Origin of the sequence: Curtobacterium sp. Leaf261 (genome assembly GCF_001422205.1) — a bacterium.
Classification (GTDB): domain Bacteria; phylum Actinomycetota; class Actinomycetes; order Actinomycetales; family Microbacteriaceae; genus Curtobacterium.
Genome location: NZ_LMMJ01000005.1, coordinates 1 through 13,582 on the forward strand (window position 1 = coordinate 1; position 13,582 = coordinate 13,582).

The 13,582-nt window shown below is 68.2% G+C and carries 14 protein-coding genes; 2 read left to right on the forward strand and 12 right to left on the reverse strand.

Translation table 11 applies throughout. From position 1 onward, the window contains the following. Positions 1-147: 147 nt before the first annotated feature. The 6 genes from ASF23_RS05070 to ASF23_RS05095 all read right to left on the reverse strand — a co-directional run bounded on the left by ASF23_RS05070 (position 148) and on the right by ASF23_RS05095 (position 5,257). Complete coding sequence (locus ASF23_RS05070) at positions 148-741, reverse strand: response regulator transcription factor (RefSeq protein ID WP_082473858.1); 594 nt, start codon at positions 739-741, stop codon at positions 148-150. Positions 742-797: 56 nt separating this feature from the next. Continuing rightward, the gene (locus tag ASF23_RS05075; RefSeq protein WP_156364255.1) at positions 798-2,057 is read right to left on the reverse strand and encodes a sensor histidine kinase; all 1,260 of its coding nucleotides are present in this window, start codon (positions 2,055-2,057) and stop codon (positions 798-800) included. A 9-nt stretch (positions 2,058-2,066) separates the two neighbouring features. Then, positions 2,067-2,768, reverse strand: a complete 702-nt coding sequence (locus ASF23_RS05080) for a DUF998 domain-containing protein (RefSeq protein ID WP_055950096.1) — start codon at positions 2,766-2,768, stop codon at positions 2,067-2,069. 146 nt (positions 2,769-2,914) lie between these two features. Then, a complete protein-coding gene (locus tag ASF23_RS05085) occupies positions 2,915-3,484 on the reverse strand; it encodes a hypothetical protein (protein ID WP_055950098.1) in 570 nt (189 codons plus the stop codon). Positions 3,485-3,537: 53 nt separating this feature from the next. Beyond that, positions 3,538-4,701 carry a GDSL-type esterase/lipase family protein gene (locus tag ASF23_RS05090; RefSeq protein ID WP_055950227.1) on the reverse strand — a complete coding sequence of 388 codons (1,164 nt, stop codon included), beginning with the start codon at positions 4,699-4,701 and terminating at the stop codon, positions 3,538-3,540. 112 nt (positions 4,702-4,813) lie between these two features. Beyond that, a complete protein-coding gene (locus ASF23_RS05095) occupies positions 4,814-5,257 on the reverse strand; it encodes a MarR family winged helix-turn-helix transcriptional regulator (RefSeq protein ID WP_055950103.1) in 444 nt (147 codons plus the stop codon). A 231-nt stretch (positions 5,258-5,488) separates the two neighbouring features. Here ASF23_RS05095 and ASF23_RS05100 point away from each other — a divergent pair, with 231 nt between their 5' ends. Then, a complete protein-coding gene (locus ASF23_RS05100; protein WP_055950107.1) occupies positions 5,489-6,058 on the forward strand; it encodes a recombinase family protein in 570 nt (189 codons plus the stop codon). A gap of 464 nt (positions 6,059-6,522) precedes the next feature. Here ASF23_RS05100 and ASF23_RS05105 read toward each other — a convergent pair whose 3' ends face one another. From ASF23_RS05105 to ASF23_RS05125, 5 genes are all read right to left on the reverse strand, one after another. Next, the gene (locus ASF23_RS05105) at positions 6,523-7,335 is read right to left on the reverse strand and encodes an AAA family ATPase (RefSeq protein WP_055950112.1); all 813 of its coding nucleotides are present in this window, start codon (positions 7,333-7,335) and stop codon (positions 6,523-6,525) included. Beyond that, the gene (locus ASF23_RS05110; protein WP_082473848.1) at positions 7,332-8,723 is read right to left on the reverse strand and encodes a Mu transposase C-terminal domain-containing protein; all 1,392 of its coding nucleotides are present in this window, start codon (positions 8,721-8,723) and stop codon (positions 7,332-7,334) included. The genes ASF23_RS05105 and ASF23_RS05110 overlap by 4 nt, the downstream gene beginning before the upstream one ends. A gap of 6 nt (positions 8,724-8,729) precedes the next feature. Beyond that, a complete protein-coding gene (locus tag ASF23_RS05115) occupies positions 8,730-9,332 on the reverse strand; it encodes a recombinase family protein (protein WP_055950115.1) in 603 nt (200 codons plus the stop codon). A 140-nt stretch (positions 9,333-9,472) separates the two neighbouring features. Continuing rightward, positions 9,473-10,045: a uracil-DNA glycosylase family protein gene (locus ASF23_RS05120; RefSeq protein WP_055950118.1), complete on the reverse strand. Its 573-nt coding sequence runs from the start codon at positions 10,043-10,045 to the stop codon at positions 9,473-9,475. After that, entirely contained in the window at positions 10,042-11,208 is a 1,167-nt protein-coding gene (locus ASF23_RS05125; protein WP_055950121.1) for a TDT family transporter, read from the reverse strand. The genes ASF23_RS05120 and ASF23_RS05125 overlap by 4 nt, the downstream gene beginning before the upstream one ends. 69 nt (positions 11,209-11,277) lie before the next feature. On the opposite strand from ASF23_RS05125, the gene ASF23_RS05130 reads away from it, so the two are divergent. Further along, entirely contained in the window at positions 11,278-12,204 is a 927-nt protein-coding gene (locus ASF23_RS05130; protein WP_055950124.1) for a LysR family transcriptional regulator, read from the forward strand. Here the strand turns inward: ASF23_RS05130 and eno are convergent. Next, a complete protein-coding gene (eno, locus tag ASF23_RS05135) occupies positions 12,189-13,523 on the reverse strand; it encodes a phosphopyruvate hydratase (protein WP_082473849.1) in 1,335 nt (444 codons plus the stop codon). The genes ASF23_RS05130 and eno overlap by 16 nt on opposite strands. Positions 13,524-13,582 lie beyond the last annotated feature (59 nt).

Sequence of the window (13,582 nt, forward strand, 5' to 3'; positions counted from 1 at the left end):
TGACCGCATCGTCGAGACCGTGGGGCCAGCAATACAATCCGTCCTCACTCCGCCCAGCCCCGTTGTCTGATGGTTCGTTGCCTGTCTCGATAGCCGATCGGTCAACGGTTCATTGCTGCCACATGATCGTTGACGTCGTCGGCGGTACTAGATGAGTCCGGACTCGTAGGCCGTGATGACGATCTGCACTCGGTCGCGCAGGTCTAGTTTGGCCAGCACCCGGCCCACATGGGTCTTCACCGTCGACTCACTGAGGGCCAACTTCTCGGCGATCTCGGGGTTGCTGAGCCCACGCGCCACGGCGATGAAGACCTCGCGTTCTCGGTCCGTGAGGGCGTCGAACGTCGGGGGCGTGCCCGCCCCGCCCCGCGGGAGGTGCGCGATGGCGAGCTCGAGCACGGCCCGCGTCGCGCGTGGCGACACCACGGCGTCCCCGGCGGCGACGGCCCGGATGGCACCCAGGAGCTCAGCCCGGGGCGCGGTCTTCACCAGGAACCCGCTCGCCCCGGCGCGCAGCCCTCCGAAGGCGTACTCGTCGAGGTCGAAAGTCGTGAGGATCAGTACCCGGCTCGGCGGATGCTGCCGCACGATCCGCCGCGTCGCCTCGATGCCGTCCGTCCCGGGCATGCGGACATCCATCACCACGACGTCCGGCGCGAGCTCCCCGGTGAGGTGGATCGCCTCATCGCCCGATGACGCTTCACCGGCGACGACGAGATCGTCGGTCGAGTCGATCATCATCGCGAGCCCGCGGCGAACGAGCTCCTGATCGTCGACCAGCAGCACCGAGATCGCGGTCACAGTCGTTCCTCCTCGACATCTGGCAGCACGGCGGCCACCCGCCACCCGCCGCCGAGTTGCGGACCTGCCTCGACCGAGCCGCCGTAGAGCCGAGCGCGCTCGCGCATGCCGACGAGGCCGCGGCACGAGCCTGACGGCGTCCCTCCCTCGGCCACTCCACGACCGTCGTCGGTGACCACGACCGAAACCGGCGGCCCGTACGCGATGGCGACCCGCGCCTCCTCCGGTCGGTCCGCGTAGCGGAGCGCGTTCGTGAGGGCTTCCTGCACGATGCGGTAGACAGCGGTCTGCACTCCCTCGGACCGCGGCGCGGTGCCGGACGCCTCGAGCGTGACCGGCAGCCCGGCCGAGCGGTACGACTCCACGAGGGCGGGGAGGCCGGCGACGGTGGGGGCGGGGCCGAGGTCGGTCGTCGACTCGTCGTCGAGGGCCCCGAGCAGCCGCCGCATGTCGGTCAGTGAGCGGCGGCCGACGTCGACGATGTCGCCGAGGGCGGCCCGTGACCGCGCCGGGTCCTTCTCGGCCAGCGCGTCCGCGCCGTCCGCCAGCGAGACCATCACCGAGATGCCGTGGGCGACGATGTCGTGCATCTCCCGGGTGATGCGGGCGCGCTCGGCGGCGGTCGCGAGACGCTCTCGCTGGTCCCGTTCGCGCTCGAGTCGCTCGGCCCGGTCGATCAGAGCCGCGACCCAGCGACGGCGACCGCCGACGGCGACGCCGATCAGCACAGCGACGAGGGTCACGAGGACGAAGACGGGACTCACGAGCCTCACGTCGCCGGCGCCGGCGCCGGAACGAGCGAGCGCGGCAGCTGGGACGACGGCGGCGCCCACGAGGACCGTGACGCCGAACCCGAGCCAGGCGCCGCGCGACGAGCGGTGCACGGCCAGGGCATAGAGGGCCAGCGAGACGCCGCCGGGGTCGAGCCCGCCGTCGGCGAACGCCGTGACGATCGTCGTGGCCAGGACCACGCCCCAGGTCAGGGCAGGGCGCCGCCGACGGGCGAGGAGCGCGACGGTCGCGACGACGAGGGCGATCGTCACCGCGACGTCGGCCGCGAGGGGGCGCCCGACGCCGGTCGCCAGGTACTCGCTGGCCAGGCCGAAGCCGGCGACGATGAAGTAGGCCGCGGCGACGGCGGCGTCCACGGCGCGCGGGTGGCGAGCCATCGACGCGCGGACGCGGCCGGGAGGTCGAGGGGGCGCCGAGTCGGCCGGCACGTCGGCGGGCACCTCGGCGGGGCGTCGGTCGGGCATTCTCCGACCCTACGCAGACGTGTCGGCCGTCGTGCGCCGACGCCGGACGGGCGCTCCTGCTCCGGCCCATCGTCCCGCCTCGAACGCCGAGGTCGCGCCGAAGACCATGAGCCACGAGATCGCGATCGACGTCGCGATCAGCTCGAGCCAGCCGCCGACATCCGTCGCCACGCCCGCGACGGACAGGAGACCACCGGTCGCGGCGATCCCTGCGACCGCAACGCCGCAGACGGACGAGAGGAGGCGCAGCGCACGGCGTCCCGACGCGCACGCCGCCTGCAGCATCGCCACGCACGCCGCACCGAACCCGACCACGGCCGCGGACGTGTGCACGGCGTCCTGCACGGTCGCCGCAGAACCCACCGGCAGGGGGCACCCTGCGGTGCACGGCACCTGCGAGGCCACGAGGAACAGAACAGACGCTGCCCCGATCGAGGTGGAGACCGACCAGGCCCGGAGCGCGGGAAGTGATGACCGGATGCCCCGCCCGGCCCACGCCACGCACGCGCCAGCGGCGACGACGAGCAGCAGGGCCACCTCGAACAGAGCCGCTGTGGGCTCGCCGTCGGCACCGAGCTCGCTGACGTAGACGGGCCGGTCGACGCGACTGCGGGCGAACCAGATGAGAGCGATGCCGAGCGCCGCAGCCCAGCAGCCGGTCAGAGCGAGAGAACGACGCAGCGGGTCGGTGCTTCGGGGGCTCGGGGTCATGTTCCGACGCTAGGAAGGCACCTCATGCGCCCGCGTCGGATCGTCGTACCGACATGCGAGCCGAGTGGTACCGCGGTACGACAGGCATGCCGTGGCACCCATCGGTCATCACGGCGCTCACGGCTGTGGGGTCTGTCTAGAAGATGTCAGGCGGGCATTGTTCCGGTGGTGCGGAGCGCGATGAGGGGGTTGTCGGTGCGCCAGTAGTCGTCGATGAGGCGGTCCTTGATGAGTGCTTCACGCTTCCGGGCGATCTCGCCGAGGAACTCGGCGTCCTGGAAGAACACGCGCTTGCGGATGACCTTGCCGTCCTCGAGGTCGACGAGTTCGATGACGGTCATCGACCACGGGGTGCCCTCGGTGTCTTCGCCGTGGTTGACGCCGATGCAGATGACGCGTCCGGGGCCATCGGCGATGTTCTCGTCCTGGGTGTGGTCACGGTGGGTGAAGCCACACAGTTCGTGCATGCGGTGTCGGCCGATGGCGATGTCGTCGGGACCGCGGAAGGTCCCGCCGACCGGGGCGGGGAGGTTGATCTCGACCTCTCGTTCGTTTTCGAAGAAGTCTTGGACGCGGGCGAGGTCGTCGGGGCTGAAGCCGCCGTTCTGCTCGGCGCGGGTCATCGCGCCGTAGAAGCCGGCGACGACGTCGCGGTCGCGGGCTGCGAGTTCGGTGTTCGTGGTCATGTTCATGTTCATGTTCATGTTCATGTTCATGATGAGTTTTCCTTCGTCGTGTCGTGTCGTGTCGTGTCGCGGATGGGTGCGGTTCAGAGGAGCATTTGCTGCAGTGCGCTGATCGCGGTGCGGCCGAGCTGGGCCTGGCCGGCGTCGCTGGGGTGGAGGTGGTCGCCGCTGTCGTACCGGTTCTCGAGCTCCAACGGGGAGGCGGGGTTGCGGAGAGACGCGTCGAAGTCGATGCAGTTCGCACCGAGGCCGCGGATCCAGTCGTTGACGGCGGTCCGGATCTGTTCCCGCTCGTCGTCGTAGTTGTCGGAACCATTCCGGGGTCCGATGGTTGCGACGCTCGCGCCGATGCCTGCAGCGACGGCGCCGTTGAGGATCGCGTCATATCCGGCGATCAGCTCTGCCGCTGTGGGGAGTTCGTCGAGGGGTTCGAACTCGCCAGGCAGGCCGAGGTCGTTGGTGCCGAGGGCGACGATCACGTAGGCGATGCCGGAGGTGCCGAGGACGTCGACCGGGAACCGGTTCAGCCCGGCCCGGCCGTTGGAGAGGTTCGTGGTGCCGGCGTCGAGCCGGAGCCGGTTGCCGGGGATGCCCCGATTGACGATCGAGATGCTGGAATCGGCTGGGAGGAGGCTCGCAGCTGCCTCGGGCCAGCCCATCGCGGTGATGGAGTCACCCAGGCACACGACGACGGCGCGCGGTGTGGCGGATGCGACGTCGACGCTGCGGAGGAACGGGCCACTCTCGTGCACGGAGATCTGCGCGTCATCCGGCATCGGGAACGGTGGCGCGGTGACGGCTGGGAAGTCAGTCGCGCCGACGTGATCGCCGCGCTCGGACATATCGCAGGTGAACTCGCTGCAGCTGCCGTAGAGCGGCGGAAACGCCGTCCTTTCCGGGAGATGGAAGTCGACGTTCACAACCGCGTGGTCCGGGACGTCCAGGTCGATCGCGTCTGTGAACGCCGCTTCGCCGACCGGGATGGTCACACCGTCCGCGCCGTCGAACCGGGCGAACGCCGTCCGGCCGTTCGTGGTGACCGCCGCGTGACCGATCACCAGGGGCTGATCGCCGTACTCGTTGCTGAACTCGAGGCGCACCTGCTCGCCACCGATGCCGACGCGCAGCGTCGAGCGCAGGCTGACGTCGGTGAATGTCTCACTGTCGGAGCGGACGTCGGGCAGCGCCTGCCCCCAGGTGGCTGCCCAGGCCGTCGTGTCGGAACCGAACGTGGTGCTCGTTGTCATGTCGTTCTCCTTCTTCATGGGTGCGCGGCGTCTCGGGACACGGAAAGTCCGTGTCGAGGGCGCGACGAGGAGCGCCGAGCCGGATAGCTGGCGTGAGATGCGCGAGGCGTGGTCAGGGCTGGTAGGCCGGGAGTGCCGCGTTGACCTTGTCGAGCAACGCCTCGAGCGTGTGCTGCTCGGCCGGGGTCAACGGAGCGAAGATGCCTTCGTCGACTTCAGCCACGGCCTCATTCAAACCGGCGATGAGTGCGATGCCGGTCGCAGTGGCGTAGACGCGCTTGCTCCGTTCGTCGCCGTTCTCCGTGCGCCGTTCGACCAGGCTGCGACCTTCGAGCACCTTGAGCATCAGCGAGATGTTCGCCGGCGTCGTCTTGCTCATGTCCGCGATGTCCCGCTGCTTCGCACCCGGGACCTGCTCGAGGTACCCGATCACGACCGCCTGCTCGAAGGTCAACCCGCGGGCACGGACCCACTCCTCTGCAGCCTTCCGCTGTGCTTGCATGATCGACCGGAACAGGTCGAAGCTGCGGATGCGGGGACTGCTCGTGTCGGCCATGACCTCACACTAAGACGTGAGTACTAAACAGTCAAGTGCAAAATGAATTCGTGAGTTGTCGGTTGGAACGGTGGCCCTGACGCTGTTCCGACAGCCGGTCGCTCCCCGGACACACCTGCGGCGTTGGGAGAGCGGATCAAGAACGCAGGCAACGCTTAGGTTCGTCAAGTCTCAACAGACTGTCCCGCGAAATTGCCCGGAGAGGGTAGGGCTGACAGTACAGTTGCCATCATGCTGATCGGATACGCCCGCGTCTCGACCTCCGGACAAGATCTCGCGGCGCAGCGCGATGGTCTGCATGCCCTCGGCGTTGAGGATCTGAACGTGCACGTCGACCACGGCATGTCGGGAACGTCGCGTGAACGTCCTGGCCTCCGCACCGCCCTCGCAGCGGTCCGCGCAGGTGACACTCTCGTGGTTACGAAACTCGACCGGCTTGCTCGTTCTCTCCGAGATGCAACCGACATCGCGGACGAGCTCACGAAGAAGGGCGTGGCGCTGAATCTCGGGGGAGCGGTCTACGACCCGACGGACCCCGTGGGCCGGCTCCTGTTCAACGTGCTTGGTATGGTCGCCGAGTTCGAGGCGGACCTCATCCGGGCACGAACCCGCGAGGGGATGGCGATCGCGAAGGCTGCCGGGAAGCTGCGCGGAGGCAAGCCCAAGCTCAACAAGGCGCAGGAAAAGCACCTGGTCCAGCTACACCGCGCTGGCAGTCACACCACCAGTGACCTCGCTGAGCTATTTGGAGTGGGCCGAGCGACGGTCTATCGGGCTGTCCACCGTGCGGAACCAAAATGAAAGAGGAATCCGTCTGTCGGCTGGCACAGGACGAACCGCTGCGCATGATGGCCGCTCACTGGCTGTACCCGGTCACTGGGACGGCTTTTGGGACTCCATCGCGAACGATGGAGACCGGTACGCCGCGGACGCTATGTCCGGGCAATGGGAGAATTATGGTGCACCCCCCACCTCGTCTCCCACCGTGGCAGACGCGTCGTACTTCTGCGCCTACCCAAACTGAGAGTCGCTGGTCCTCTCGGCGTTCAGCTGCTGAACGTCGAGAGGGCCACCCCGATAGGGAATGAGGCTGCGAGCAGTACGCCGATGAGCACAGCTGCCGAACGCGTGCGACTCCACCTGACACCAGTCCAGATCAGGATTGCAATCGCTGATGGAGTGCCCACAGCGACTAACGCAGCGCAAGGCAACGCCTGTGAGCAGCCTCACTCTGAGTCGTCGTTTTCGCTGCGATCGGTGTCCGGTCAGGTGGTGCCGATGACGAGGGTGCTGCGGGCGGCCTCGACGACGTCGTTGGTGATGACGTCGAGCTCGTTGATCTTCAGGACGCGTTGGATCTGAGGGAGGAGGCGCTCAAGGAGCCGGAAGTTGCCGCGGGTGATGCGTTCGACGGCGGCGATGGCTTGCGCGTCGGTGAAGTCGTCGGGGTCGAGCGTCTTGCCGAGCTTGCGCCATTGACGTTCGAGGACGAAGAGCAGCTCGTCGTGGCCGAGCGGACGGTACTGGTGGGCGAAACCGAGGCGGCTGTAGAGCTGCGGGTAATGGCTGAACTGCTTCTCGATGCCGGGCATGCCGATGAGGATCATCGCGATGCCGGTGCGGTCGTATTGGTCGCGGAGCCACTCGATCGCGTTGCCGGTGAGGCGTTCGGACTCGTCGATGATGATCAGCTCGAGCAGGGACGGGTTGGGGCCGTGTGCGTGGTCGAAGTGGCGACCCTGGTGCAGGAGGTGTTCCTCGATGCAGCGTTCGGTGCGGAGCATGTCGTGCCGGAGGTCGTCCTGCAGGGCGCGCATCGTGGCGGAGACCTCGGGCGTGTAGAAGACGGTGCGGGCTCGGTGGGCGGCGGCGTAGATCTTCGTGTCGTCTTCGCTGCGTGCGGCCCATCTGGCGATGAACGGGCCGATGCTGTCCCAGTGGGCGTAGCGGCGTGCGGAGAGGGTTTTGCCGACGCCAGCGGGGCCGAAGCAGACGCCGATGGTGTTCTGCTTCCGGACGGCGTCGGCGAACTCCGCGAAGCGACGGTGTTCCTTCGTGATTATGAACTGGCTCGTCATGACCGGTCCTCCTCGTAGGTCTTTAGTCGCGGTTGATCCGGTGCGGGTGCTGGTGGGGTGTGATCATCGGGTGTCGGGCGGACGATCGCGATGCGTTCGCGGATCTGCCCGCGCAGGGCTCTTCGTTGCGCGTTCCGGGCGGCCTGGATCTGCTTGAGACTGATGGTCTCGGTCTGATGCGCGGTACTGATCGCGGTGCACAGGAACGCGTCGCGGTGAAAGACACGGATCTCGGTGACGTCGCGGGGGTCGTACCGGACGCTGACGGTGCTGCCCACGAAGGGTGCGAGAGTGGTTGCGGTATAGCGGAGCCCTTCAAAGTGGATGCCGTCTCGTTGCACGACGCGCGTGGTCGGGACGGTGAGCAGGAACCCGTCGAGCTGCTCGAGGGAGTCCGGCATTCGTGGCAGCCACCCGTCTGCGATCCACGCTTCCAGTGGGCTCTTCCGGAGCTCGCGGTGGATGCGGGCGTTGTAGCGGCGGATGAACGTGTTGATGGCACTGTCGACACCGGCGAGATCCAGCGCCGGCGTCGGCGCCGAGGATCCGGGTGCGAGGTGGCCGGGGAGCGTTGGGAGCAGCTCGGTGTTGATGGTGCCGAAGAACCGCTCGATCTTCCCGCGGCCCTGGGGGCGAGCGACCTGCGAGTGGATGATGCGGAGGTGCAGCACGGCGGCGGTGTCGCCGATTCGGTGGCTGGTGAAGTCGGACCCGTGGTCTGTGTAGAGCACGTCTGGGATCCCGCAGACAGGCCAGTCCGGTTCCGGCTTGTGCCAGATCGCTTGCCGGAGCGCGAGCGCGGTGTTCGCGGCGGATGGGGCGCCGAGGAACACCATGTACCCGCAGACCGCGCGGGAGTAGTCGTCGAGGATCACCGTCAACCACGGCCGTTCGGGCTTGCCGTCGGGTCCGACGATGAGCAGGTCGAGCATCGTATGGTCCGCCTGCCAGATCGCGTTGGGGCGATCCGCACGACGTCGGAGCAGCAGTTCGTGCTTGTCCCGATATGACGCGGGCCCCTCAAGCGCGAGCGTCACCATCCCGGGATCAAGCCCGTTCACGATCGACCGCACAACGGAGTATGACGGCGCCGAGAGACCTCGTTTGGTGCAGTAATTGTCGACCTGGCGGTGAATCGTGGCGATCGAGGGTCGTGGCTTGGTGAGTGCGAGCCCCTCAATCAGGCGCACCAGTTCCGGTGCCGTCCGTCGGGCGCCGTGATCGGTGCGGGTGCCGTCGGCGAGAGCCGGGTATCCGCCGGTTCGGTAGCGGGCCAGCCAGCGTTGCAGGGTGCGCTCAGCGACGCCCGTGGTGCGGGCCAGGGTGGCGAGCGGGATGGCGTCCTCGACGTGCAGTCGAAGGATGCCCCACCGCTCGCTCGCGTCCATGGCCAGCTACATCGTTGGGGAAGGCTTGGTTCGTCGCGCCGCGACGGGCTCGGCGTGCTTCGCGAGTGCACGGTAGATGGTGGTGCGGCTAACGCCGAGCACGTCGCCGATCTGCGCGACGGTCATGTCCTGCTGTTCGTAGAGCCGGCGTGCGGTGCGCACCTGGTCCGCGGAGAGCCGAGATGGTCGGCCGCCGGTGCGGCCGCGGGCTCGAGCGGCGGCGAGGCCGGCGTTGGTGCGTTCCTTGATGAGGTCCCGTTCGAACTCCGCCAACGCGGCGAAGACGTGGAACACGAGCCGGCCGCCGGGCGAGGTGGTGTCGATGGTCTCCTGCAGGGACCGGAACCCGATGCTGCGCTCGGCGAGAGCGTGCAGCTGATCGATGAGGTGCCGGATGGACCGGCCGAGCCGGTCGAGTCGCCAGACGACAAGAGTGTCGCCGGGGCGGAGCTGGTCGAGGAGCTTGTCGAGCTCGGGCCGGTGTTGGAGCGACCCGGACATGGTGTCGACGAACACGCGGTAGCAGCCAGCGGCGTTGAGCGCGTCGATCTGCAGCGACGCGTCCTGGTCTGTGGTGGACACGCGCGCGTACCCGAGAAGGTGACCCATGAAGAGAACGTAGCGAAACTCGACCAGGAGGGGTAGTGGCGGCACGTAGATTCTGGGACTGGGTTCCGCTACAAGACACGGCGCCTCGCACCCTGACTGACCGCCGGTACGGATAGTTGTAGCGGAATCGTTCGTATTTGCTACGTCTGTTGCGCTCGCGCGGCGAGCCGGAGTGCTTGCACGGAACGGAAGTGTTGTTCCGAGCGGTGGCGGCCGTTGGCGGGAGACGGATGTGGTGCTGCGATGACCGGGAGGAGTCGGGGGTGCTCGTCCAGGGTGAGGTGTCGCATGACGCCGTCGAGGGCGACGGCCCCGTACGTGACGATCGCAGTGAGCGCGGGGAGGGCCGCGAGCAGTGTGGCAAGGGCATGCCGCCCCTCGTCGATGTCCGCGAGTCGCACGCGGTCGGGCAGTTCCCATGGGATGAGGTTCCAGCGGACGTACTCGCCGCGTGCGAGTCCGGACTCGATACGGGCTGCTCGGAACGCGGCCGCGGTCGGGCCCGGGTTGTCCTCGCTGCAGATAGCTGCGTGCGCTGCGGCGATGGTCTGGGGGCCGGGCGACTGCATCAGGACCAGGACGCGGCTGGACCTGCCGCCGGATCGTGGGTCGAAGCTCGGGACGAACCGTCGGCTGCCGTCGGGCGCGGTCCGCCACGTCTCCGCGAGACCGTTCAGCGATCGAACGTCAGCGAGTTCCTCGGGGGTACTCATGCCGGCTGTGGCGGTGCCAGCAGGGTGCCACGGATGACGGATCCGTGAAAGGTGCGAAGGGCAACGGTGATCCATGCGGCGACGAGGCCGGCGTAGTAGATGACGGCGAGGACGGCAACGACGGTCAGGCCTGAGTGCAGGGCGAGCCCGTTGAGTCCGGTGACGCAGGTGCCGACGGGGAACGTGAACGACCACCAGGTCAGGCTGAACGGCAGGTGTTCGCGGGCGGTCCGGACAGTCACGGCGAGGGCGATGACGGTCCACAGCAGCGCGAAGCCGAGCATCGCGAACCCGTACACCAGCGCCACGATCAGGAGCGCGTGGGCGGTGGATTCGTCGACGACGGTGGGGGCGTTCGAGGCGAGGAGGTTCACCGCCGTGATCGACTGTCCGACCGGTCCGAGGACGATCCACAGGGTCGGCACCATTCCGGCGGCACCGACCTTGTGGAGCGCGAGCCGGTTCCAGATCAACGTGATCACGACCAGCGACGTCACGAGACTGAGGCCGAAGAAGCCGTAGCAGGACCACAGCAGTGTCTCGCGCCACTGTCCGGCGGGGGCGTAGGGCAGGAGGAGCGCGCCGGTGGACGCGGACACCATCGGCGGGACGATCGGCATCAGCCAACCGCCGAACGCGGAGTCGGGCTTGTTCTCGTGGCGGGTGAACGCCAGGTACGGCACCAGGACTGCCGTGAGCAGTCCTCCGATGGTGCCGATGGTCCACAGGACCCAGTCGATGGTCACGGCGGCGGGCAGGCCGATCCAGTCCTTGCCGAGCAGGAGTGTCCCGGCGCCGACGGTGAGGAACGCCATCGGTGGTGCGCCGTAGAAGTGGGAGATGACCGGGTTGAGGTGGTGCCCGGCTGCGGTGCTCCGGTAGCGGATCCAGTGCAGCACCGTCGCGATCGTGAGGGCGACGAGGAGCACCGCGGCGATCGCCCACACGACCGTCGCCGCGAACCGGAGTCCCGGGAACTGCAGTGGGAGTGACGCAGCTGCGACGGCGACGATGCCCGTGCCCATGATCGACGCGAACCAGTTCGGTGTGAGATTCGACACGATCAGGCCCGGCCGCTCCAGATCGCGGAACAACGCCGTCTGCGGCCGTTGGGGCAGCTGGCTACCGTTCGCGGGTGCAGGGTCGGTGCGGAGCGTTGTCATGGGCCAAGCCTGCGCGAATCCTGCCTCTGGCGGTACCGGGAACCTCTTGGCGGGGCACAATCGTTGATTGTGACACTACGGCGACTCACGGACCGAACGCTCGACCTCGACACACTCGACGTGCTCGCACGCGTCGCCGAGACCGGCTCGCTCTCCGCTGCCGCTGGAGCGCTCGGCGTCACGCAACAGGCAGTGTCTGCTCGGATCCGGGTCGCCGAGCGCATGGTCGGTCACTTGTTGGTGCACCGCTCGACCACGGGGTCGGTGCTGACCGAGACCGGCCGGCTCGTCGTCGGGCTGGCCGGACCGGTCCTCGACGCGTCTCGCCACCTCGAGGCAGGAGTGGCTGTGCTGCGGGCTCCGACGGGTTCGCTCGTCGTCGCGGCGTCACAGACCATCGCGGAGCTGCTGCTGCCGGGCTGGCTGCTCGAATTCCGCCGCCGTGAACCCGACGTGCGGGTGCGTCTGATCGCGGGCAACTCCGCCGCGGTGGCGGATCTCGTGCAGTCGGGTGGCGCGGACCTCGGGTTCACGGAGACCCCGGTGGTGGCGGCAGGTGTGTCCGCGCAGGTGATCGCGGACGATGAGCTCGCGGTCGTCGTTGCGCCGGACCATCCCTGGGCTCGGTCGACCGGGATCACTGCGGAGGTCCTGGCGGCGACGGCTCTGCTCCTGCGGGAAGAAGGTTCCGGGACTCGCGCGACCCTCGCCGCATGGCTCAGGGAGGCCGGTTTGAGCATGTCGGTTCCGGCCGCGGTGCTGGAGACCACGAGCATCATCCGGGCGAACGCACAGGCCGGAATCGCACCGGCGGTGATGAGCCTTCGCACGGTCGCCGCCGACATCAACGACGGGTCGCTGGTGCGGGTCCCGCTCGCCGGGCCGCCACTTGCCCGGCCGTTGCGGGCGATCTGGTCGGGAGAGCCCCAGCCAGCTGGTTCTGCTTTCCTGCGCGTCGCCCACGAGGTGGCCGGTCGGGGTCAGCGCAGCCCGTAGGGCAGCTCCGGATTGTTCTCCGCGATCTCGGTGAGCCGGTTGTACTTCGCGACGCGTTCTCCGCGGGCGGGGGCGCCGGACTTGATCTGTCCGGTTCCGCTGCCGACGACGAGGTCCGCGATGAACGTGTCGGTGGTTTCCCCGGACCGGTGCGACACCATGCTCCGCATCCCGAGCGAGCGTGCGACGCCGATCGCGTCGAGGGTCTGGGAGACGGTGCCGATCTGGTTCGGCTTGATGAGCGCTGCATTCGAGAGCCCGTCCTTCCCGCCGTCGCGGATGCGCTGCGGATCGGTGACGTAGAGATCATCGCCGACGATCTGGAGCATGCCGCCGAGCGCGGACGACATCGCCTTCCAGCCGCCGTGGTCATCTTCGGAGAAGCCGTCTTCGATGCTCCGGATCGGATACCGGCTGATGAGGTCGCGGTAGTAGTCGACCATGCCTGCGCGGTCGAGCCGGCGGTCCACGACCCGGTAGCTACCGTCACCGAGCGCGAACTCGTTCGCCGCCGGGTCGAGTGCGATCGCGACGGTGTCGACGCCGGGCTCGTAGCCAGCGGCACTGATCGCGGCGACGAGGAGGTCGAGGGCCTCCTCGGGCGCGGCGATCGATGGCGCGAAGCCACCTTCGTCGCCGAGACCGAGACTGCCGAACCGTTCCCGGACCAGTGCCGCCAGTGCGTGGTAGACGTCTGACCCGATCCGAACCGCGTCGGTCATGGTGTCGGCGTTCACCGGGGCGATCATGAACTCCTGGAAGTCGAGCGCGTTCGCTGCGTGCGCTCCGCCGTTGAGGACGTTGAAGTGCGGGACGGGCAAGCGAGGCGTGCTGCCGGTGACGTCTGCGATCCAACGCCAGAGCGGCAGCTCCGCTGCGGCGGCGAGAGCGCGTGCCATCGCGATCGAGGTCGCGACGACACTGTTCGCGCCGAGCCGGCGGTAATTCGGGGTGCTGTCGAGGGCAGCGAGGGCGGCGTCGACCTGCCCGATTGAGGTCCACGACTGGCCGGTGATCATCGGTGCGACGTCCGCCGTGATGAGGTGCAGTGCCTGGCTCACGTCGCGGCCGCCGTAGCTGCTGCCGCCGTCGCGAAGCTCGACAGCCTCATGCGCGCCAGTGGATGCGCCTGCGGGGGCGTCGCCGGTGACGACGGTGCCGTCCTCGAGCTCGAGATGCACCTGGATCGTTGGGTAGCCGCGGGAGTCGAGGATCCGGGAGCCGTGCAGGCTGCTGATGGTGACGGGGCGGCTGGTGTGGGTCACGTACTCGCCCTGATGGTGGGTGGTGTGGTGGACGTTGCTGATGTAGTCGTTCATGGCGGTTGTCGCCTTTCGGGTTCGTCGTGCGGGTGTGGGCCGCGGGGAGGCGGAGGGAC